The sequence below is a fragment of the Variovorax sp. GW531-E2 genome, assembly GCF_059423125.1.
Genome location: NZ_JBWKXQ010000025.1, coordinates 44425 through 66533, shown reverse-complemented (window position 1 = coordinate 66533; position 22109 = coordinate 44425). Strand labels below are relative to the sequence as shown.

Genomic DNA, 22109 nt, shown 5'->3' with positions numbered 1-22109 from the left:
CGGAGCACCCTTTCCCTCAACAAGGAGTGCCTCCCGATGAATGCCCCCGACAAATTCACCTCGCTGCTGTCGCTGACGCGCGAACCCTTTCCCGCCTCGCACAAGTGCGTCATTCCGGGCAGCCGGCCCGACCTGTTCGTGCCCGTGCGCGACGTGGCGCTGACCAACGGTGAAACCGTCTCCCTGTACGACACCTCGGGCCCCTACACCGACCCGAAGGTCGAGATCGACGTGCGCCGCGGCCTGCCCGACGTGCGCAGCGCCTGGGTCATCGAGCGCGGCGACACCGAAAGCTACGAAGGCCGCACGCACCACGCGCTGGACGACGGCGCCAAGAACGAAGACCGCGACGCGCAGCGCCTGGCCGAGCTGCGCGCCGGTGCCTCGGCGCTGCAGCGCACGCCGCGCCGCGCGAAGTCGGGCGCCAACGTCACGCAGATGCACTACGCGCGCCGCGGCATCGTCACGCCCGAGATGGAGTACGTGGCCCTGCGCGAGAACGGCAAGCGCGAGTGGATGGCCGAGTACCTGGCCAACGAGGAGCGCGCCAAGCGCGTGGCGGGCAACCCGATGGGCGCGAGCATTCCGCGCATCATCACGCCCGAGTTCGTGCGCGACGAGGTGGCCCGCGGCCGCGCGATCATTCCCGCGAACATCAACCACCCCGAGGTCGAGCCGATGGCCATCGGGCGCAACTTCAAGGTGAAGATCAACGCCAACATCGGCAACTCGGCCGTCACCTCGAGCATCGAGGAAGAGGTCGAGAAGCTGGTGTGGGCCATCCGCTGGGGCGCCGACAACGTCATGGACCTGTCGACCGGCAAGAACATCCACACCACGCGCGACTGGATCGTGCGCAACTCGCCGGTGCCCATCGGCACGGTGCCGATCTACCAGGCGCTCGAAAAGGTGGGCGGCGTGGCCGAAGACCTCACCTGGGAAATCTACCGCGACACGCTCATCGAGCAGGCGGAGCAGGGCGTCGACTACTTCACCATCCACGCGGGCCTGCGCCTGCCGTTCATCCACCTCACGGCCGACCGCATGACGGGCATCGTGTCGCGCGGCGGCTCGATCATGGCCAAGTGGTGCATCGCGCACCACAAGGAGAGCTTCCTCTACACGCACTTCGAGGACATCTGCGACATCATGAAGGCCTACGACGTGAGCTTCTCGCTCGGCGACGGCCTGCGTCCCGGCAGCGGTGCGGATGCGAACGACGAGGCCCAGTTCGCCGAGCTGCGCACGCTGGGCGAGCTCACGCAGATCGCCTGGAGGCACGACGTGCAGACCATGATCGAAGGCCCGGGCCACGTGCCGATGCACATGATCCAGGCCAACATGGACGAGCAGATCAAGCACTGCCACGAAGCGCCGTTCTACACGCTCGGCCCGCTGACCATCGACATCGCACCGGGCTACGACCACATCTCCAGCGCCATCGGCGCCGCGATGATCGGCTGGGCCGGCACGGCCATGCTCTGCTACGTGACGCCCAAGGAGCACCTGGGCCTGCCCGACCGCGACGACGTGAAGCAGGGGATCATTGCCTACAAGATCGCCGCGCACGCGGCCGACGTGGCCAAGGGCCACCCGGGCGCGCGCTCGCGCGACGACGCGCTGAGCAAGGCGCGCTTCGAGTTCCGTTGGCAAGACCAGTTCAACCTGGGCCTGGACCCCGACACGGCGCGCGAATTCCACGACGAGACGCTGCCGAAAGATTCGAGCAAGGTGGCGCATTTCTGCTCGATGTGCGGCCCCAAGTTCTGCTCGATGAAGATCACGCAGGAGGTGCGTGAGTACGCGGCCAAGAAGGGCGTGGCCGAGGCGGCTGCCATGGCCGAGGGCATGGAAGAGAAGTCGAAAGAATTCATGGCCGGCGGCGGCGAGATCTACATCCCCATCCGCCCCGTCGCCTGAGGCCGTGAATGACCCGATAGCCTGAGTCTGCCCGTGCGGAAAGGGGGCGTTGCTACCATGGGGCCAGACCTCTGAACTCCAGCCTCGCAATGACCCCTTTCCCCTTTTCCGCCGTTCTCTTCGATTGCGACGGCGTGCTCGTCGATTCCGAACCCATCACCAACCGCGTGCTTGCCGACATGCTCGGCGAGCTCGGCTGGCAGCTCACGGCCGAGGAATCGATGAACATCTTCACCGGCAAGGCCGTGAAGGACGAAACGGCGCTCATCGAGGCCAAGACGGGCTTCAAGATCACCGACGACTGGCTGCGCGGCTTCCGCGCCCGTCGCAACGAGGCGCTGGACCGCGACCTCGTCGCCATTCCCCATGCGCCCGCCGCCATCCGCGAGATCCACGCGCGGCTCAAGGGTCGCATCGCCTGCGCCTCGGGCGCCGACCGCCACAAGGTCGAGCTGCAACTGGCCAAGGTCGGCCTGCTCGACTGCTTCGAGGGCCGCATCTTCAGCGGCCACGAGATGCCGCGCTCCAAGCCGCATCCCGACGTGTACCTGGCTGCGGCGGAAGCGCTCGGTGTCGATCCGACGCGCTGCGCGGTGGTCGAAGACACGGTCACCGGCGCAATGGCCGGTGTGGCCGCGGGCGCCACGGTGTTCGGCTACAGCACGGGCGAGTCGGGCCACAGCGGACCGGGCGCGCTGCGTGCCGCGGGTGCCGTGGCCGTGTTCAGCGACATGACCGAGCTGCCCGCATTGCTGGCCGGCTACGGCCTGCAGACGGCCTGAGTTTCTGGTGCAATGACGCCCGTCAGCGTGTGGCGCGCCCGTCGCCTGCATGCGCTCCTTCCCACGAATTCGCAAGGACCCTGCCCATGACCTCCGAGTACCAGACCGAGCAACCCGACCGCAGCGAGATCGACGCGCTCCAGGGCCCGGCCGTGGTGGAGTTCGGCACCAACTGGTGCGGCATCTGCAAGGCCGCGCAGCCGAACATTGCCGAGGCCTTTGCCAAGTACCCGAACGTGCGCCGCATCAAGGTGGAAGACGGCAGCGGCCGTCCGCTGGGCCGCTCGTTCAACGTGCGGCTGTGGCCCACGCTGGTGTTCATGCGCGACGGGCAACAGGTCGCGAAGCTGGTGCGGCCGGAAGACAGCCAGTCGATCGCCGATGCGCTGGCGTTGATCGATTCGCCGGCCTGAGTTTCGTTCGTTGTCCAGGGCGACGCTCCCGCCGACGGGGAGCCTTGCTCCGCGAATGTCCCCCGGCCTGCGGCCTCCTCCTTGATTTCGCCGCGCAAGGCACCCCATCGACGTGAGCGTGGGGCAGTGCGGTTGTTGATCGGCCGCACACCGGCGCTGCTTCCCGTGCGCAGGACACTGGGTGCTTCCCGCAGCGAAATCAAGGAGGAGGGCGAAGCCCGGGGGACATTCGCGGAGGGAAGTACCCGGTGGCCTGGGCACGCGCCCTGAACAAGCGCGCTACAACCCCAGCTGCCGAAAATCCCGGGGCGCGTGCCCCGTCCACTGCAGGAACGCACGCGAGAAACTCTTCTCGTTGCGGAACCCCACCGCCAGCGCCACCTGCTTGATCGGCCGCGTGGTCCGGCGCAGCTGCTCCACTGCCAGCTCGTGCCGCACCTCGTTCTTCAGCACCTGCAGCGAGGTGCCTTCCTCATGCAGCTGCCGGTGCAAGGTGCGCCCCGACACATTCAGCAGCCCCGCCAGCGCCTCGGCCGTGGTCGCCTCGCCAGCGCGCGCGCGCAGCAGTTCGCGCACGCGCTGGCCCAGCAGGCGGTCGCGGCGGTACTGCAGCACCGTGAGCGGCAGGGCGCGCTTGAGCATGGTGCGCAGCGCGCGCTCGTCGCGCAGCAGCGGCAGCGCGAGGTAGCGCTCGTCGAAGCTGATGCTGGCCTGCGGCGCGTCGAAGTGCACGTCGGGCGTGAACATCAGCGGGTAGGCGTCGCGGTGCGGCGGCGCCGCGAACGGAAAGGTGGCCTGGCGCAGCGAGATGCGCGAGTCGATGGCCCAGCACACGTAGCCGTGCATGAAGCGCAGGCTGGTCACCAGGCAGAACTCGCGGAACGCGGGGTCGAGCGGGCGGTTCTCGGTGATGCGCAGCGTGGCGACGCCGCCCGCCACCTCCAGCGCGAGCGTGATGTCCTCGGTCAGCAGGCGGTGGTGGCGGCACCAGCGTTTCATGGCCACGCCCAGGTCGGGCGAGGTGAGCGAGGCGCGGCACAGCATGCCGTAGCTGCCCCAGGGCAGGCGGCGCGAGAACCAGCCCAGCGCCTCGTCGTCCAGCTCCTGCATCGCGTGGCCCGACAGCGCCTCGAACTGCGCGGCCGTCACCCGCGCGCCCGGGCGGGCCAGTTCGCGCGGCGCGATCTGTGCCGCCTGCAGGGCCTGCGCGGGGTCCTTGCCGTAGCGGGCATACCCTTGCACGATGGCTCGCACGAAGGCCATCGGCGTGACGGCGCGGGCGGGTCGCAGGAAGGCGGGGGACGACGTGGTGGAGGGCATCGGTCGTGGCGCAATTTGCAACCATTGTGGCGCCAATTGCGGCGCCACGAGGCGTAAGCTGCGTTTTTTCAAGCGCCATCCGCGCGGGCAGCCCTGCGCGCCGACCCCTTCAGAGGAGACAAGACTCATGCACGATTTCGGCCTCAACTTCGACCTGGGCGACGACATCGACGCGCTGCGCAGCGCGATCCAGGACTTCGCCGCCAACGAAATCGCGCCCCGCGCCGCCGAGATCGACCGCGACAACCTGTTCCCCCACGACCTGTGGCAAAAGCTCGGCGAGCTGGGCCTGCACGGCATGACGGTGAAGGAAGAATTCGGCGGCACCGAGCTGGGCTACCTGGCCCACATCGTGGCCATGGAAGAAGTCTCGCGCGCCTCGGCCTCGGTGGGCCTGTCGTACGGCGCGCACTCCAACCTGTGCGTGAACCAGATCCACCGCAACGGCAGCGAAGCGCAGAAGAAGAAATACCTGCCCAAGCTGGTGAGCGGCGAGCACGTGGGCGCGCTGGCCATGAGCGAGCCCAACGCCGGCTCCGACGTGGTGAGCATGAAGCTCAAGGCCGACAAGAAGGACGGCTACTACGTGCTCAACGGCGGCAAGATGTGGATCACCAACGGCGGCGACGCCGACACGCTGGTCATCTACGCCAAGACCGAACCCGAAATGGGCGCGCGCGGCATGACGGCCTTCATCGTCGAGAAGAACTTCAAGGGCTTTTCGGCAGGCACCAAGCTCGACAAGCTCGGCATGCGCGGCTCCAACACCTTCCCGCTGTTCTTCGACAACTGCGAAGTGCCCGAAGAGAACGTGCTCGGCGGCGAAGGCATGGGCGCCAAGGTGCTGATGAGCGGCCTGGACTACGAGCGCGCCGTGCTCTCGGGCGGTCCGCTGGGCATCATGGCCGCCTGCATGGACGCCGTGATCCCCTACATCCACGAGCGCCAGCAGTTCGGCCAGAGCATCGGCGAGTTCCAGCTGATGCAGGGCAAGATCGCCGACATGTACTCGACCTGGCAGGCCACCCGCGCCTACGTGTACGCCGTGGGCAAGGCCTGCGACCGCAACGACCATGCGCGCACCTTCCGCAAGGACGCGGCCGGCGCCATCCTGTACTCGGCCGAGAAGGCGACCTGGATGGCTGGCGAGGCGATCCAGACGCTGGGCGGCGTGGGCTACACCAAGGACTTCCCGGTCGAGCGGCTGTGGCGCGACGCCAAGCTGTACGAGATCGGCGCGGGCACGAGCGAAGTGCGGCGCATGCTGATCGGTCGCGAGCTGTTCTCCGAAACGGCATAAGCCGCGCTGCACACCTTCACCCCACCCTCTCCCCGCAGGGAGAGGGCGCCAGACAAGGAGACAAGACGATGCCACTGACGCAGAGCCTGGCCCAAGGCGCCACGGACGTCCCCCTCATCGAGCAAGCCATCGGCGACTTCTTCAACGACATGGTCGAGAAGCAGCCTGAACGCGAAGCCCTCGTCAGCCGCCACGAAGGCCAGCGCTTCACCTACCGCGAACTGCAGGCCGCATCGAACAAGCTGGCCAGCGCGCTGCTGAGCCTGGGGCTCGTGCCCGGCGACCGCGTGGGCATCTGGTCGCACAACAACGTGCCCTGGGTGCTGATGCAGATTGCCACTGCCAAGGTCGGCCTGATCCTCGTGAACATCAACCCCGCCTATCGCACCTCCGAGCTCGAGTACGCGCTCAACAAGGTCGGCTGCAAGGCGCTGGTGACGATGGCGCAGTTCAAGACCAGCGACTACCTGGGCATGCTGCGCGAGCTGGGCCCGGCCAAGCTGCCGCTGCTGCAGCACACCTTCTGGATCGACAAGCCCGGCCAGGGCGACGAGCAGCCCGGCATGCGCCGCTTCAGCGAACTGCTGGCCAGCGGCGATGCGGCCGACGCGCGCGTGGCCGCCACGCAGAAGACGCTGAAGGCCACCGACCCCATCAACATCCAGTTCACCAGCGGCACCACGGGCTTTCCCAAGGGCGCGACGCTCACGCACCGCAACATCCTGAACAACGGCTTCTTCATCGGCGAGTGCATGAAGCTCACGCCGGCCGACCGCCTGTGCATTCCGGTGCCGCTGTACCACTGCTTCGGCATGGTGCTGGGCAACCTGGCCTGCCTCACGCACGGCTCGGCCATCGTGTACCCGAACGACGGCTTCGACCCGCTCACGGTGCTCGAGACCGTGCAGGCCGAGAAGTGCACGGGCCTGCACGGCGTGCCCACGATGTTCATCGCCGAGCTGGACCATCCGCGCTTCAAGGAGTTCGACCTCTCGACCCTGCGCACCGGCATCATGGCCGGCTCGCCGTGCCCCATCGAGGTGATGAAGCGCGTGGTCAACGAGATGCACCTGGGCGAGATCACCATCGCCTACGGCATGACCGAGACCAGCCCCGTGAGCTGCCAGAGCAGCACCGACACGCCGCTCGACCGCCGCGTGTCGACCGTGGGCACCGTGCAGCCGCACCTCGAGGTGAAGATCATCGACCCCGAGACCGGCGCGATCATGCCGCCGGGCCAGTCGGGCGAGCTGTGCACGCGCGGCTACTCGGTGATGCACGGCTACTGGGAAGACGAGCCCAAGACGCGCGAAGCCATCGACGCCGAGCGCTGGATGCACACCGGCGACCTCGCCACCATGGACGCCGAGGGTTACGTGAACATCGTCGGGCGCATCAAGGACCTGGTGATCCGCGGCGGCGAGAACATCTACCCGCGCGAGATCGAAGAATTCCTGTACCGCCACCCGAAGGTGCAGGACGTACAGGTGGTCGGCCTGCCCGACAAGAAGTACGGCGAAGAGCTGTGCGCCTGGATCATCGTCAAGCCTGGCCAGAGCGCCACCGACACCGAAATCCGCGATTTCTGCAAAGGCCAGATCGCGCACTACAAGGTGCCCAAGTACATCCAGTTCGTCTCCGAGTTCCCGATGACGGTGACCGGCAAGATCCAGAAATTCAAGATCCGCGACGCCATGACCGAGCAGCTCGGTCTCAGCCAAGAAAAGACAGCATGAGCAAACTCGAAACCAAACTGAATGCGCGTTCGGCCGACTTCCAGGCCAATGCGGCCGCCATGCGCGCGCTGGTCGACGACCTGCAGCAGCAGTTCGCGAAAGTGGAGCAGGGCGGCGGCGAGGCCGCGCGCGCCAAGCACACGGCGCGCGGCAAGCTGCTGCCGCGCGACCGCGTGGCCGAGCTGCTCGACCCGGGCACGCCCTTCCTCGAGATCGCGCCGCTGGCCGCGCATGCGATGTACCTCGATGCCAAGGGGGCCGAGTCGGCACCGGGCGCCGGCATCATCGCGGGCATCGGCCGCGTGAACGGCGTCGACTGCATGATCGTGTGCAACGACGCCACCGTGAAGGGCGGCACCTACTACCCGATGACGGTCAAGAAGCACCTGCGCGCGCAGGAGATCGCCGAGCAGAACCGCCTGCCCTGCATCTACCTCGTGGACTCGGGCGGCGCCAACCTGCCGAACCAGGACGAGGTGTTCCCGGACCGCGATCACTTCGGCCGCATCTTCTACAACCAGGCCAACATGAGCGCCCAGGGCATCCCGCAGATCGCGGTGGTCATGGGCTCGTGCACGGCCGGCGGCGCGTACGTGCCGGCGATGAGCGACGAATCGATCATCGTGAAGAACCAGGGCACCATCTTCCTGGGCGGCCCGCCGCTCGTGAAGGCGGCCACCGGCGAGGTCGTGTCGGCCGAAGACCTGGGCGGCGGCGACGTGCACACGCGCCTGTCGGGCGTGGTCGACCACCTGGCGCAGAACGACCTGCACGCGCTGGCGCTGGCGCGCTCGGCGGTGGCCAACCTCAACGCGAAGGCCGCCGACACGCCGCAAGGCACCGCGGTGCGCGCGCCCGACTTCCCGCGCGAAGAGCTGTACGGCGTGATCCCCACCGACACGCGCAAGCCCTTCGACGTGCGCGAGATCATTGCGCGCATCGTCGACGGCAGCGAGTTCCACGAGTTCAAGGCTCGCTTCGGCGCCACACTGGTCTGCGGCTTCGCCGAGATCGAGGGCATGCCGGTCGGCATCATCGCCAACAACGGCATCCTGTTCAGCGAGTCGGCGCAGAAGGGCGCGCACTTCATCGAGCTGTGCTGCCAGCGCAAGATCCCGCTGGTGTTCCTGCAGAACATCACCGGCTTCATGGTGGGCCGCAAGTACGAGAACGAAGGCATCGCGCGCCACGGCGCCAAGATGGTGACGGCCGTGGCCACCGCCAACGTGCCCAAGTTCACGATCATCATCGGCGGCAGCTTCGGCGCCGGCAACTACGGCATGTGCGGTCGCGCGTACAGCCCGCGCTTCCTCTGGATGTGGCCCAACGCGCGCATCAGCGTGATGGGCGGCGAGCAGGCCGCGAGCGTGCTGGCCACCGTGAAGCGCGACGGCATCGAACTGAAGGGCGGTAGCTGGAGCGCCGACGAGGAAGAAGCCTTCAAGGCCCCGATCCGCCAGCAGTACGAAGACCAGGGCCACCCCTACTACGCCACCGCGCGCCTGTGGGACGACGGCATCATCGACCCGGCCGACACGCGCCGCGTGCTCGCACTGGGCCTTGCCGCCTCGCGCAACGCGCCAATCCCCGAACCCAAGTTCGGCATCTTCCGCATGTGACCAGGGGCACCGCATGAGCAGCACCTTCACCAAGCTGAACCTCGCCATCGACGGCGCGGTGGCACGCATCTGGCTCGACCAGCCCGACGCGCGCAACGCCTTCGACGACGTCGTGATCGCCGAGCTGACGCAGGCTTTCCTCGAAGCCGGCGCCGCACCGCAGGTCAAGGCCGTCGTGCTCGGCGCGAACGGCCCGGCCTTCTGCGCGGGCGCCAACCTCAACTGGATGCGCCGCATGGCCGACTACACGCGGGGCGAGAACCTCGCCGACGCGGGCAAGCTGGCCGACATGCTGCGCACCATTGCCGAGTGCCCCAAGCCCACCATCGCGCGCGTGCAGGGCGACGTGTACGCGGGTGGCATGGGGCTCGTGGCCGCGTGTGACATGGCCGTGAGCGTCGACACCGCGTGGTACTGCCTGAGCGAAGTGAAGATCGGCCTCGTGCCCGCGACCATCAGCCCGTACGTGCTGCGTGCGATGGGCCCGCGCGCCTCGCAGCGCTACTTCCTCACGGCCGAGCGCTTCACCGCCGCCGAGGCGCACCGCATCGGCTTCGTGCATGAAGTGGTGGCCGCCGACGCGCTCGACGCCAAGGTCGACGAGCTGCTGAAGGCCCTCACCGGCGCCAGCCCCGCCGCCGTGCGCGCCTGCAAGCAGCTGATCGCCGACGTGGCCGGCCGCGAGATCGACAGCGCGCTCATCGCCAAGACGGTCGAAGGCATCGCCGACATCCGCGCCAGCGACGAAGGCCGCGAGGGCGTGCAGGCCTTCCTACAGAAGCGCAAGCCGTCCTGGCTCGCCGGCTGACAGCCAACCAAGGACCGCCATGAACGCACTCGACATGCCGCAACTGCTCGCACTGGCCGCCGCCATCGGCTGGGCCAGCGGCGTGCGTCTGTACCTCGTCGTGCTGCTGACCGGCCTGGTCGGCTACTTCGGCTGGGTGCCGCTGCCCGCGGGGCTGCAGATGCTCGCGCATCCGATCGTGCTGGCGGTCAGCGGCTTCATGGTGTTCGTCGAGTTCTTCGCCGACAAGATCCCGGGCCTGGACTCGCTGTGGGACGTGGTGCACACCGCCATCCGCATCCCCGCCGGCGCGGCGCTCGCGGCCAGCGTGTTCGGTGCCGACCACGGCGCCATGGCCGTCGTCGCGGCGCTGCTGGGCGGCGGCTTCGCGGCCACGGCGCATGCGGCCAAGGCCACCACGCGCGCGGCCATCAACACCTCGCCCGAACCGTTCTCGAACGTGGGTGCGTCGCTGGTCGAAGACTCGATGGTGCCGGCCGGGCTGTGGCTCGCGGTGGCGCATCCGCTGGTCTTTCTGGTGCTGTTCGTCTTCGTGCTCGTGCTCAGCGTGTGGCTCATCCGCAAGAGCTGGCGTTTCTTGCGCGCGCTGTTCAGCCGCGTGGCACGCATCTTCAGTGGCCGGCCCGATCCGGGCGTCACGTCCGCCTTTCAACTGAAAAAGAATCCTCCGGGAGACACTCCGAATGTTTAAGAAGATCCTCATCGCCAACCGTGGCGAGATCGCCTGCCGTGTCGCAGCAACCGCACGTCGCATGGCCGTTCGCACCGTGGCGGTGTACTCCGATGCCGACGCGCACGCCAACCATGTGCGCGCCTGCGACGAGTCGGTGTACCTCGGCGGCAGCGCCCCGAAGGACAGCTACCTGCGCTGGGAAAAGATCCTCGAGGCCGCCAAGGCCACGGGCGCCGAAGCCGTGCACCCGGGCTACGGCTTCCTCAGCGAGAACGAAGAGTTCGCACAGGCCTGCGCCGACGCCGGCCTGGCCTTCATCGGCCCGCCGCCCTCGGCGATCAAGGCCATGGGCCTGAAGGCCGAGTCGAAGCAGCTGATGGAAAAGGCCGGCGTGCCGCTGGTGCCCGGCTACCACGGCGCCGACCAGGACCCGGCGCTGCTGCAGCGCGAGGCCGACCGCATCGGCTACCCGGTGCTCATCAAGGCCAGCGCCGGCGGCGGCGGCAAGGGCATGCGCGCGGTCGACAAGGCCGCCGACTTCGAGGCCGCGCTGGCCTCGTGCAAGCGCGAGGCCATCAACAGCTTCGGCGACGACGCGGTGCTGATCGAAAAGTACGTGCAGCGTCCGCGCCACATCGAGATCCAGGTGTTCGGCGACACGCAGGGCAACTACGTCTACCTGTTCGAGCGCGACTGCTCGGTGCAGCGGCGCCACCAGAAGGTGCTTGAAGAGGCGCCCGCGCCTGGCATGACCGAGGCGATGCGCAAGCAGATGGGCGATGCGGCCGTGGCCGCGGCGCGCGCCGTGAATTACGTGGGTGCGGGCACGGTGGAGTTCATCGTCGAGCAGCGCGAAGGCGGCGAGATGAACTTCTTCTTCATGGAGATGAACACGCGCCTGCAGGTCGAACACCCCGTGACGGAAGCCATCACCGGCCTCGACCTGGTCGAGTGGCAACTGCGCGTGGCCTCGGGCGAGCCGCTGCCCGCCAAGCAATCGGAACTGCAGATCCACGGCCACGCCATCGAGGCGCGCATCTGCGCGGAGAACCCCGACAACAACTTCCTGCCCGCCACCGGCACCTTGCGCGTGTACCGCAAGCCGCAGGCCACCGCCTTCCAGCGCAGCCGCGTGCGCATCGACGACGGCGTGCGCGAAGGCGGCGAGATCTCGCCCTTCTACGACTCGATGATCGCCAAGCTCATCGTGCACGGCAGCACGCGCGCCGAGGCGCTGGCCCGGCTCGACGCCGCGCTGGCGCAGGTGCAGATCGTGGGCGTGTCGACCAACGTGCAGTTTTTGCGCGGCATCCTGGCGACCGAGTCGTTCTCGAAGGCCGACCTCGACACCGCGCTCATCGAGCGCGAGCGCGCCGTGCTGTTCGACCGCGAGCCGCTGGGCCTGCCGCTGGCCGCGGCCGCCGCCATCACGCGCACGCTGGTCACCGAGTGGCCGACGCAGCTGCCCGACCCCTTCGAGCGCCGCGACGGCTGGCGTGCGCATGGCGAGTACAAGCGCCGCTTCGACTTCGAGTTCCGCGGCGCCGAGCACAGCGCACTGCTGACCTACCGCCGCGACGGTGGCCTGAACCTCGAAGTGGGCGGTGTCGAAGGCCCGCTCACCGTCGGGCGCTTTCCCACGGGCGAGTTCGAGCTCGAGTTCGCCGGCACGCGCCAGACCCTCGACGTGCACCTGGACGGCGCCACCGCCCACGTGTTCGCGGCGAAGGGCGCCACGCGCCTCACGGCCATCGACCGCCTCGCCCACGCGGGCGACACCCACGCCGAAGGCGGCCGCCTCACGGCGCCGATGCCCGGCAAGGTCGTGTCCTTCGCGGTCAAGGCCGGCGACAAGGTCAGCCGCGGCCAGCCGCTGGCCGTGATGGAAGCCATGAAGATGGAGCACACCATCGCCGCGCCGGCCGACGGCACGGTGGAAGAACTGATGTTCTCGCCGGGCGAGCAGGTGGCGGAAGGCGACGAATTGTTGCGAATGGCTGCGGCGGCTTAACCCCGTTGCGGGTCGTCGCCCGTATCAGCGGTGGTAGTCATTCTTTTCAAGGAGTCCTGATGAGCCGCCGCACCCTTTCCGTGTCGACCTCCCGCGCCGCTGTGCGCCACCGCGCGGGCGCTGTCCTGCTGGCCCTGGCGGCTGCCCTGTCGCTGGCTGGCTGCGACCGCCAGCACAGTGCCGAGTCGGCTGCGCCGGCCTCCGCGCCTGCGCCCATGCAGGCGCCGCCGATGGGCTACGGCGGCGGCATGGCCATGAAGGAACAGAGGGCGCGTGCGCCGCAGGCCGAGATCGCCGCGTCGCAGTCCGACGAGGCGCGGCAGGGCAGCGGCGAGACCGCGCTGCAGCGCTTCCTGGCCGTGCGCCAGGACCTGAACGTCGAAGTCCCGGCCGAACAACTGGCCGACGCCTGGGGCAAGGTGCGCGACCTGTGCGGAACGCTGAAGTGCGAGCTGCTGTCGTCGTCGCTGCTGCGCGAGACGCCGCAGCAGCCGGGCAACGCCCTGCTCGAGATGCGCGTGGAACCCGCCGACGTCGACAAGTTGCTCGGCGGCCTGGCCGGCGTGGCGAACGTGGTCTCGCACACCACCACCAGCGAGGACAAGACCTCCGAGGTGATCGACGTCGAGGCCCGCATCAAGAACCGCACCGAGTTCCGCGACAGCCTGCGCGTCATGCTGCGCGACACCGTCACCAAGCGCACCATGGCCGACCTGCTGGCGATCCAGCGCACGCTGTCGGACACGCAGGCCGAGCTCGACGCCATCGCCACCCAGCGCAAGGTGCTGGCGCAGCAGACCAGCAAGCAGCACATCCAGATCCAGTTCACGCCCAAGCGCGCGCTGGTGAGCGGCAGCGACGGCTACAGCCCGATGGCGCACGCGCTGCGCAACGCGGGCGACGTGCTGGCCGAAAGCGTGGGCGCGCTCATCACCTTCGTGGCCGCTGCCCTGCCGTGGCTGCTGCTGGTGGTGCTGCCCGTGGGGTGGCTGGTGCGGGTGCTGTGGCGTCGTCGTCGCGCCAAGGTGGCGTGAGACACTGCGCGCCGGCCGCGCCTGACACAGCGCGGCCGCACGACAAGAAGGAGGGGCCGCATGGCGGGTCGATTTCGGAAGTTTCTTGCGGGGCTGGGCCTGGGGAAGGCGCAGGACGAGGCGGCTGTGCCCGCACCTGCGCCGGCAGTACCTGAACCGGCGCCGCCATCTTCAGCGCCCCCCGCACTGCGCTACACCTTCGACGTCAAACCCGCCCAACCCATGGCGCGCTTGATCGCCGCCCCATGGGCCTCGGCGCCCCCGACGCCCTCGAAGCCTCCACCACGGAACCCGCCCGCGCCACCCGTCGAGGAACCTCCGGCGCAGTTCGACACGACACCCGATCTGCCGGAGCCCTTCGGCTACAAGGTCTGTTGGTTTGCCGTGCGCGCCTCGGACCCCGCGCAGGTGCTCGATGCCCTCGGATGGGAGTCCGAAGGGCCGGCCAACTGGCACACCGGCATCGCGGCGGCCTACCGCCGGGTGTTCGACGGCCAGGCCCCCTGGGTGTTTGCGTCACCGCCCGTCGACGGCTGGGTGTTGCTCGTGGGGGGGCGGCCTGCCGTATCCCGCCGTGTACCCGGAGGACCGCCTCGAAGGCATCGGGCAGGCCTTCGACGTGATCTTCACGCGCCTGAAGGAGCATTTCGGCGAAGCGCAGTTCTTCGGCAGCCACCGTGTCGCCGACTTCGTCGCCTGGGCGCGCGCAAGGCGCGGCGAGCCTGGGCGGCAGTTCAGCTATGCGGGCAGCAGCGGCGAGGTCTATGCCAACGTGGGTGCACAGAGCGCCGAGGAAGCCGCGCTGGGCTTCGCCGTGCTCAGCGGGCTGTCGCCGGTCGACGCGCGCGACCGGCTCTCGGAACTGCTCGAGGAAGAGATGGCGCGCAAGGACGCGCTGGTCGCCTCAGGCATGTCGCGGCGCGACGCCGGCCGGCAGGTCCGCCCGAGTGGCCGCAGCGTCATGCCCGGCGAAGAGGACGTCACGGCGCTTGCCGATGCGTGGAGTGTCGACCCGACGCAGTTCGACGAAGCGGACCGGGGCTATGTGCCGGGCGTGGGGTTGATGGCCCGCGTTCCGAAAGACCTGGGGCAGGAGCCCGTCAGCCCACCACCACTTCGCTGATCTGCATCACCGGCGCGATGTCGGTGTAGTTCTTCACGTCGCCCATGATCTCCTTCACGTGCGGGCCGAAGGCCTTCTGGAAGGACTCGACCGATTCGGCGAACACGTGGCACATGCCGACGTAGGTGGGCGGCGAGCCCGGTGCGCCGCCGCCCAGGCCCTTGTCGATGGTGTACGAGAGGCAGGCGTCGCCCATGCGGGCCTTGAGCATCGGCATGTGCTGGTCGCGGTAGTAGTCGTGGTCGAACCGCGCGCCGGGGGTGTGGGGGTACATCACGCTGACTTTGATCATGGAAGGTGTCTCCTGGGTGGCTGAATGCGGTCGAGCATAGGAGATGGCGCGCGACGCAACAAGCCGGTGCCTTCTAAGATGCTGCCCATGCGAATCTCCGTCTACCTCACCGACAACCGTCCCGATCCCTGGATCGATGGCCTCAAGGCCGAACTCCCCGAAGCCACCATCGAAGCCTGGGCGCCTGGCGCGCCGCAGGCCGACCACGGCGTGGTGTGGGCGCCGCCCCAGCAGTTCCTCGACGAGCAGCCCGACCTGCGCGGCCTGTTCAACATCGGCGCGGGCGTCGATGCGCTGCTCAAGCTCAAGGTGCCGGCGCACACGCGCATCGTGCGGCTCGACGACGCGGGCATGTCGGTGCAGATGGCCGAGTACGTGTGCCACACGCTCATCCGCCACTTCCGCGAATTCGACGTGTACGAGGCCGATGCGCGCGAGGGCAAGTGGAGCTACCGCAAGCCGAAGCTGCGGCGCGACTTCCCGGTCGGCATCATGGGTCTGGGCGTGCTCGGCGAGCGCGTGGCCAAGGCCGTGGCGCAGTTCGAATTTCCGGTGCTCGGCTGGAGCCGCTCTGCCAAGGCCATCGACGGCGTGCAGGTGTTCAGCGGCGAGGCGCAGTTCGACGAGTTCCTGGCCTCCACGCGCGTGCTGGTCAACCTGCTGCCGCTGACCGAGTCCACGCGCGGCATCCTGAACCGCACCACGCTGGGCAAGCTCAAGCCCGAGGGCTACCTCATCAGCATCGCGCGCGGCGGCCACCTGGTGGAAGACGACCTGATCCCGATGCTCGACGCCGGCCAGCTCGCGGGCGCCACGCTCGACGTGTTCCAGGTCGAGCCACTGCCGGCCGACCATGCCTTCTGGCGGCATCCGAAGATCACTGTGACGCCGCACGGCTCGGCGCGCACGCTGCGCGAGGAGTCCATCGCCCAGATCGCCGGGAAGATCCGCGCGATGGAGCAGGGCCTGCCGATCGCCGGCATCGTCGATCCCGTCCGCGGCTACTGACCCCCGTGCGCCGACGACGACGGTCCGGCTGACACGCGGCCGGCGGGGGAAAACCCCGACGCTTTTGTTTTTCACATACGAGAAAATTTCTTCATGGTTGTGAAAACAGCGTTTCGCGTGATCGAGATCGTCGAGCTCTTTGCCCGGGAGAAGCAGCCGCTGGCGCTGTCCGAGATGGCGCGGCTGCTCGACATGCCGGTGTCCAGCTGCCTCGGGCTCATCCGCACGCTCGAAGAGCAGGGCTACATGTACGAGACCGGCCGCCGCCAGGGCTACTACCCGACGGGCAGGCTGCTCGCGATGGCGCAGGTCATTGCCGCGCACGACCCGGTGCTCGACCGGGTGAAGGCCACGCTCGAGGAGCTGCGCGATGCCGCCCGCGAGACCGTGGTGTTCGGCAAGTTCCGCGATGCGGACCATGTCGTCTACCTCGACGTGCTGAGCGCGCCGCAGCGCATCCGCTACACCGCCGAGTCGGGCGAAACGCGCCCGGCGTATGCCAACTCGCTGGGCCGCGCGCTGCTCTCCACGCTCGCACCCGAGGCGCGTCGCAAGCTCCTGGACAGCACGGCGCTCCTGCCGCTGACCGACGCCACGCTCACCACCGCCGATGCCATCGAAGCCGAACTCCAGCGCTCGGCCGCGCGCGGCTGGTACGGCAACCTCGGCGAAAGCATTCCTGACCTGATCGGCCTGGCCTGGCCGCTGCGCATCGGCGGCGAGGCCTATGCGATCTCGGTGGCCGGCCCGCGCTACCGCGTGGAGCCGCGCATCGAGGACATCGCCGCGATGCTGCGTTCGGCCTGCCTCGCGATCGAACCCAAGACAGAAAGCCCCCGATGACTGCCACCGCTGCGCGCTACTTCGTCCGCGAGGACGAGATCACCGGCTACCACCCGGCCAACCACACCGGCACGCTGAACAAGCGGCTGATCGGCCCCGAGACCGTGGGCGCGAAGCAGCTCGAGGTGCTGGTGGGCCACATCCAGAAGGGCAAGGGCGCGCTGCCGCATGCGCACCCGGGCATCGAGCAGGTCTGCTACATGCTCGAAGGCCGCGCGGTCGCCGAGGTGGGCGGCCAGCGGCAGGAGCTGCACCCCGGCGACAGCTGCTTTTTTCCGGCCGACGCGATGCACACCTTCACGGTGGTGAGCGACGAGCCGGTGCGCGTGCTGGTGATCTACAGCCCGCCGTACGAGGAACTGCCGGAGCGCGTGATCCGGCCCTGAACGACAACCACCCGGAGACAAAACCATGCAGACGAAGAACGCGACAGAAACAGTCGCGGTGGAAAGCCGCCGCCGTTTCATTTCCATCGGCGCCGCGGCGGGGCTCGCGGGCGCCGTGCCCTGGGCCTTCGCGCAGGACGGCGGCTACCCGAAGCTGCCGATCCGGCTGGTCGTGCCTTTCGCGGCCGGCAGCGGCACCGACGCGGTCGCGCGCATCACCGGCCAGATGCTGGGCGAGGCGCTGAAGGGCTCGGTCATCGTCGACAACAAGGCGGGCGCCAACGGCGTGATCGGTGCGGAGGCGGTGGCCAAGGCGCCGCCCGACGGCTACACGCTCTTCATGACCACCAACACCACGCACTCGGCCAACCCGAGCCTGATGAAGCACCTGCCCTACGACCCGGTGAAGGACTTCGCGCCGGTGAGCCGCATGGGCAACCTGCCGTTCATGCTGGTGGTCAACAATGACCTGCCGGTGAAGACCGTGGCCGAGCTGCTGGCCTGGGGCCGCGCGAACCCCGGCAAGCTGACCTATGCGAGCGGCAATAGCACCGGCATCGTGAGCGGCGCCACGCTCTCGCGCATGAGCGGCGTGCCGATGCTGCACGTGCCCTACAAGAGCACGCCGCCCGCGATTGCCGACCTGATCGGCGGGCAGGTGTCGATGATGGTGGTCGACCTTGCCGCGGGGCTCGCCACGGTGAAGGCTGGCAAGATGCGCGCGATTGCGGTCACCACGCAGGAGCGCACCAAGCTCTTTCCCGAACTGCCGCCGCTGGCCGACACGCCCGAGCTGAAAGGCTTCGACATCACGTCGTGGAACGGCGTGTTCGCGCCGGCCGGCACGCCGCGCGACATCGTGCTGAAGCTGAACAAGGCGCTGTCGGACATGGCGAACGGCGCGGTGTTCCGCGAGCGGGTGAGCAAGCTGGGCTTCGATGCGTTCGGCAGCACGCCGGAAGAACTGGGTGCGTTCACCGTGTCCGAACTCGCGAAGTGGAAGAAGCTGATCCAGGCCGCGGGCATTCAACCCGAATGAGTTCGCACGACACCTCCGCCGCCGGCCCGCTCCAGGGCATCCGCATCCTCGACCTCACGGCCGTGGTGATGGGGCCGTACGCCACGCAGACGCTCGGCGACCTCGGCGCCGACGTCATCAAGGTCGAGCCGCCTTCGGGCGACAACCTGCGCGCGGTCGGGCCGATGCGCCACGCGGGCATGGGCGCGATGGCGATGCACCTGAACCGCAACAAGCGCTCGATCGTGCTGGACCTGAAGCAACCCGAGGGCCGCGAGGCGTGCCTCCGGCTCGCAGCGGGTTGCGATGCGCTCATCTACAACACGCGGCCGCAGGCGATGGCGCGCCTCGGGCTCGGCTACGACGCCGTGGCGGCGGTCAATCCGAAGATCGTTTATCTCGGCGCGTTCGGCTACGGCGAAGAAGGCCCGTACGCCGGCAAACCCGCGTACGACGACCTGATCCAGGGCGCAGCAGGCGTCGCCTCGCTCTTCGCGCAGCAGAGCGGCGATGCGCCGCGCTACGCGCCCGTCACGCTGGCTGACCGCGCCGTGGGCCTGCAGGCGGCCATCGCGCTGCTTGCCGCCGTGCTGAGCGCACAACGCACCGGCAAGGGCCAGGCGGTGGAAGTGCCGATGTTCGAGGCGCTCTCGCAATTCGTGATGGGCGATCACCTCGGCGGCCACAGCTTCGAGCCGCCGCTCGGTCCTACCGGCTACGCGCGCCTGCTCGCACCGCACCGCAAGCCCTATGCAACGGCGGACGGCCATCTCAGCGTGCTCATCTACAACGACAAGCACTGGCAGGCCTTCTTCGACGTGATCGGCCGGCCCGAGCTGCGCACTTCGCCGATGTTCGGCACGCACACGGCGCGCGCCGCGAACATCGGCGCGGTCTACGCGTTCGTCGCCGAGGTGATGGCCACGCGCGGCAGCGACGAATGGATGGCGGTGCTGGAAGCGGCCGACATTCCGGTCGCGCGCCTGCACAGCACCGAGAGCCTGCTCGACGACCCGCACCTGCGCGCGGTCGATTTCTTTCCCGAATTCGATCACCCGAGCGAAGGCCGCATCCGCACGCTCGCGCCGGTGGGGCGCTACAGCGCCACGCCCGCATCGATCCGCCGCCCCGCACCGCGCATCGGCGAGCAGAGCGTGGAGCTGCTGCGCGAAGCGGGCTACGCGGACGACGACATCGACCGCATGCTCGCGCGCGGCGTCACCCTGCAACCGGAACCTGCGAAAGACGACAGCGAATGAATTTCTCCCTGAACGAAGACCAGCGCTCGCTGGTCGCGGCCATCGAGCGCCTCTGCGAAGACTTCCCCATCGACTACTGGCGCGACCACGACGAGCGCGCCGCGTTCCCGCACGAGTTCCACCGCGCCGTCGCGGAAAGCGGCTGGCTCGGCATCGCGATGCCCGAGGCGCAGGGCGGCGCGGGGTTGGGCATCACCGAGGCGGCGCTGATGATGCGCGCCATCAGCGCATCGGGCGCAGGCATGTCGGGCGCGTCGTCGGTGCACATGAACATCTTCGGGCTCAACCCGGTGGTGGTGTTCGGCACCGAGGCGCAGCGCGTGCGCTTTTTGCCGCCGTTGATCGCGGGCACCGAGAAGGCCTGCTTCGCCGTGACCGAACCCGACGCGGGGCTCGACACCACGAGCCTCAAGACACAGGCGGTGCGCCAGCCGGGCGGCAGCTACCTGCTGCACGGCCGCAAGATCTGGATATCGACCGCGCAGGTGGCCGACCGCATGCTGATCCTCACGCGCACCACGCCCATCGACCAGGTGAAGAAGCCCACGCAGGGACTCACGCTGTTCTACACGGCGCTGGACCGCAGCAAGGTCGAGGTGCGCGAGATCCACAAGCTCGGGCGCGCGGCGGTCGACTCGAACATGCTCTTCATCGACGGCCTCAACGTGCCGGAAGAAGACCGCATCGGCGAGGAAGGGCGCGGGTTCGAATACATCCTGCACGGGCTGAATCCCGAGCGCATATTGATCGCGGCCGAAGCCATCGGCATCGGCCGCGCCGCGCTGCGCATCGCTTCGCAGTACGCGCAGGAGCGCGTCGTGTTCGGCCGGCCCATCGGCCAGAACCAGGGCGTGGCGCATCCGCTCGCGCGCGCCTGGGCCAACCTGGAGGCGGCCGACCTGATGATGCTCAAGGCCGCCACGCTGTACGACGCGGGCGAGCCCTGCGGCATCGAGGCCAACGCCGCCAAGTACCTCGCGGCCGAGGCGGCGCACGACGCCTGCCAGAACGCCGTGCTCACGCTCGGCGGCATGGGTTACGCGAAGGAATACCATGTCGAGCGCCTGCTGCGCGAGAGCTACATCCCGCGCATCGCGCCGGTCAGCCCGCAGATGATCCTGAACTTCATCGCCGAAAAGGCACTGGGGCTGCCGAAGTCGTACTGACCCACTTTCCATGAATGCCCACGCCACCATCACCCGCCATCTCGTCGTCCACGGCCTCGTGCAGGGCGTGGGCTATCGCTGGTCGATGGTGCAGGCCGCGCAGCGGCTCGGCGTGCGCGGCTGGGTGCGCAACCGGCGCGACGGCAAGGTCGAAGCGCTCGTGGCCGGCGAGGCCGATGCGGTCGAGGCGCTGGTGCACTGGGCGCGCCAGGGGCCGGCCGGTGCGCGCGTGGCGGCGGTCGATGTGACCGAGGCCGACGCCACGAGCGATCTGCCCGACGGCTTCGCGCAGCGCGAGACCGTCTAGCGGCTGTTTTCCTGCGGGGCCGACCGGTTGGCACCATTTGCAACCCCACAGGCGCGCATTGCTACCTTCCGCGACTTGTGTACCAAGCAGCGCAAGCCCATGTGTCGGACAATCGAAGCCGGTTTTTCATCACCCTCCCGCGACAGCGACACCAGAGACATCCCATGAAACTCCCCGCCCAGGTCAAGTTCGTCGACGTCGGTCCGCGCGACGGCCTCCAGAACGAAAAGCAACCCGTCTCCGCCGAAGTCAAGATCGGCCTCGTGCACCGCCTGCAGGACGCCGGCCTGAAAGAGATCGAGGTCACCAGCTTCGTCTCGCCCAAGTGGGTGCCGCAGATGGCCGACAACGCCGAAGTGATGCACGGCATCACGCGCAAGCCGGGCGTTCTCTACTCGGTGCTCACGCCCAACATGAAGGGCTTCGAGGCCGCCATTGCCGCGCCGCGCGAAGAGTGGCCCGACGAGATCGTGGTGTTCGGCGCCGCGAGCGAGGCCTTCAGCCAGAAGAACATCAACTGCTCGATCGCCGAGAGCATCGAGCGCTTCGCACCCGTGGTCGAAGCGGCGCGCGCCAAGGGTATCGCCGTGCGCGGCGCGATGTCGTGCACCGTGGGCTGCCCCTACGAAGGCGAGATCGCGCCGGCCAAGGTCGGCTACCTCGCGCAACTGATGAAGGGCATCGGCGTGCAGCGCGTGGACGTGGCCGACACCATCGGCGTGGGCACGCCGCGCAAGGTGCAGGCGGCCATGGAGGCCACGCTGGCGCACTTCGGTGTCGACGCCATCTCCGGCCACTTCCACGACACCTACGGGCAGGCGCTGGTCAACACGCTGGCGGCGCTCGAGCTGGGCGTGTGGAACTTCCAGTCGTCCTCGGCCGGCCTGGGCGGCTGCCCCTACGCCAAGGGCGCGACGGGCAACGTGGCGACCGAAGACGTGGTCTACATGCTGCACGGCATGGGCATCGCCACCGGCATCGACCTGGACAAGCTCATCGACGCGGGCGTGTACATCAGCGAAGCGCTGGGCCGCGAGCCGAACTCGCGCGCCTCGAAGGCGATCCGCACCAAGCGGGCCGGCTGAGCCTTC

General features: G+C 68.6%; 21 protein-coding genes. 19 read left to right on the top strand and 2 right to left on the bottom strand.

From position 1 onward, the window contains the following. Window positions 1-36: 36 nt before the first annotated feature. The 3 genes from thiC (at window position 37) to AC07XP_RS16325 (ending at window position 3115) form a co-directional block, all read left to right on the top strand. Entirely contained in the window at window positions 37-1920 is a 1884-nt protein-coding gene (gene thiC, locus AC07XP_RS16335; RefSeq protein ID WP_495265262.1) for a phosphomethylpyrimidine synthase ThiC, read from the top strand. A gap of 89 nt (window positions 1921-2009) precedes the next feature. Further along, the gene (locus tag AC07XP_RS16330; protein WP_495265261.1) at window positions 2010-2702 is read left to right on the top strand and encodes an HAD family hydrolase; all 693 of its coding nucleotides are present in this window, start codon (window positions 2010-2012) and stop codon (window positions 2700-2702) included. A gap of 86 nt (window positions 2703-2788) precedes the next feature. Beyond that, on the top strand, window positions 2789-3115 hold the full coding sequence (locus tag AC07XP_RS16325; protein ID WP_095746926.1) for a thioredoxin family protein: 327 nt from the start codon (window positions 2789-2791) through the stop codon (window positions 3113-3115). Between the two features lie 279 nt (window positions 3116-3394). On the opposite strand, the gene AC07XP_RS16320 is transcribed toward AC07XP_RS16325, so the two are convergent. Then, window positions 3395-4435, bottom strand: a complete 1041-nt coding sequence (locus AC07XP_RS16320) for an AraC family transcriptional regulator (protein ID WP_062478709.1) — start codon at window positions 4433-4435, stop codon at window positions 3395-3397. A 127-nt stretch (window positions 4436-4562) separates the two neighbouring features. On the opposite strand from AC07XP_RS16320, the gene AC07XP_RS16315 reads away from it, so the two are divergent. From AC07XP_RS16315 to AC07XP_RS16280, 8 genes are all read left to right on the top strand, one after another. Next, window positions 4563-5735 carry an isovaleryl-CoA dehydrogenase gene (locus tag AC07XP_RS16315; RefSeq protein ID WP_062478706.1) on the top strand — a complete coding sequence of 391 codons (1173 nt, stop codon included), beginning with the start codon at window positions 4563-4565 and terminating at the stop codon, window positions 5733-5735. A 68-nt stretch (window positions 5736-5803) separates the two neighbouring features. Continuing rightward, a complete protein-coding gene (locus AC07XP_RS16310) occupies window positions 5804-7471 on the top strand; it encodes an AMP-binding protein (RefSeq protein WP_495265260.1) in 1668 nt (555 codons plus the stop codon). Then, window positions 7468-9090 (top strand): carboxyl transferase domain-containing protein, encoded by a 1623-nt coding sequence (locus AC07XP_RS16305; RefSeq protein WP_095746923.1) that lies wholly within the window; start codon window positions 7468-7470, stop codon window positions 9088-9090. The genes AC07XP_RS16310 and AC07XP_RS16305 overlap by 4 nt, the downstream gene beginning before the upstream one ends. A 13-nt stretch (window positions 9091-9103) precedes the next feature. Further along, a complete protein-coding gene (locus AC07XP_RS16300) occupies window positions 9104-9898 on the top strand; it encodes an enoyl-CoA hydratase/isomerase family protein (protein WP_159279449.1) in 795 nt (264 codons plus the stop codon). 19 nt (window positions 9899-9917) lie between these two features. Then, entirely contained in the window at window positions 9918-10589 is a 672-nt protein-coding gene (locus AC07XP_RS16295; protein WP_095947914.1) for a DUF4126 domain-containing protein, read from the top strand. Beyond that, window positions 10582-12582, top strand: coding sequence for an acetyl/propionyl/methylcrotonyl-CoA carboxylase subunit alpha (locus AC07XP_RS16290; protein ID WP_495265259.1), 2001 nt, complete (start codon window positions 10582-10584; stop codon window positions 12580-12582). The genes AC07XP_RS16295 and AC07XP_RS16290 overlap by 8 nt, the downstream gene beginning before the upstream one ends. 59 nt (window positions 12583-12641) lie before the next feature. Then, on the top strand, window positions 12642-13616 hold the full coding sequence (locus AC07XP_RS16285; RefSeq protein ID WP_495265258.1) for a DUF4349 domain-containing protein: 975 nt from the start codon (window positions 12642-12644) through the stop codon (window positions 13614-13616). 574 nt (window positions 13617-14190) lie between these two features. Next, window positions 14191-14739: a hypothetical protein gene (locus AC07XP_RS16280; protein WP_495265257.1), complete on the top strand. Its 549-nt coding sequence runs from the start codon at window positions 14191-14193 to the stop codon at window positions 14737-14739. On the opposite strand, the gene AC07XP_RS16275 is transcribed toward AC07XP_RS16280, so the two are convergent. After that, window positions 14717-15031 (bottom strand): EthD family reductase, encoded by a 315-nt coding sequence (locus tag AC07XP_RS16275; RefSeq protein ID WP_062477314.1) that lies wholly within the window; start codon window positions 15029-15031, stop codon window positions 14717-14719. The genes AC07XP_RS16280 and AC07XP_RS16275 overlap by 23 nt on opposite strands. A gap of 87 nt (window positions 15032-15118) precedes the next feature. On the opposite strand from AC07XP_RS16275, the gene AC07XP_RS16270 reads away from it, so the two are divergent. The 8 genes from AC07XP_RS16270 (at window position 15119) to AC07XP_RS16235 (ending at window position 22103) form a co-directional block, all read left to right on the top strand. Then, the gene (locus AC07XP_RS16270; protein ID WP_495265256.1) at window positions 15119-16039 is read left to right on the top strand and encodes a 2-hydroxyacid dehydrogenase; all 921 of its coding nucleotides are present in this window, start codon (window positions 15119-15121) and stop codon (window positions 16037-16039) included. Between the two features lie 93 nt (window positions 16040-16132). Next, window positions 16133-16882 (top strand): IclR family transcriptional regulator, encoded by a 750-nt coding sequence (locus AC07XP_RS16265; RefSeq protein WP_495265255.1) that lies wholly within the window; start codon window positions 16133-16135, stop codon window positions 16880-16882. Then, window positions 16879-17268, top strand: a complete 390-nt coding sequence (locus AC07XP_RS16260) for a cupin domain-containing protein (RefSeq protein ID WP_093442251.1) — start codon at window positions 16879-16881, stop codon at window positions 17266-17268. Before AC07XP_RS16265 ends, AC07XP_RS16260 begins: the two co-directional genes overlap by 4 nt. A gap of 25 nt (window positions 17269-17293) precedes the next feature. Continuing rightward, window positions 17294-18307: a Bug family tripartite tricarboxylate transporter substrate binding protein gene (locus tag AC07XP_RS16255; protein WP_495265254.1), complete on the top strand. Its 1014-nt coding sequence runs from the start codon at window positions 17294-17296 to the stop codon at window positions 18305-18307. Continuing rightward, window positions 18304-19545, top strand: a complete 1242-nt coding sequence (locus AC07XP_RS16250; RefSeq protein ID WP_495265253.1) for a CaiB/BaiF CoA transferase family protein — start codon at window positions 18304-18306, stop codon at window positions 19543-19545. Before AC07XP_RS16255 ends, AC07XP_RS16250 begins: the two co-directional genes overlap by 4 nt. After that, window positions 19542-20711, top strand: a complete 1170-nt coding sequence (locus AC07XP_RS16245; protein ID WP_495265252.1) for an acyl-CoA dehydrogenase family protein — start codon at window positions 19542-19544, stop codon at window positions 20709-20711. The genes AC07XP_RS16250 and AC07XP_RS16245 overlap by 4 nt, the downstream gene beginning before the upstream one ends. Window positions 20712-20721: 10 nt before the next feature. Then, window positions 20722-21018 carry an acylphosphatase gene (locus AC07XP_RS16240; RefSeq protein ID WP_095746913.1) on the top strand — a complete coding sequence of 99 codons (297 nt, stop codon included), beginning with the start codon at window positions 20722-20724 and terminating at the stop codon, window positions 21016-21018. A gap of 164 nt (window positions 21019-21182) precedes the next feature. Further along, on the top strand, window positions 21183-22103 hold the full coding sequence (locus AC07XP_RS16235; RefSeq protein WP_495265251.1) for a hydroxymethylglutaryl-CoA lyase: 921 nt from the start codon (window positions 21183-21185) through the stop codon (window positions 22101-22103). Window positions 22104-22109: the final 6 nt, after the last annotated feature.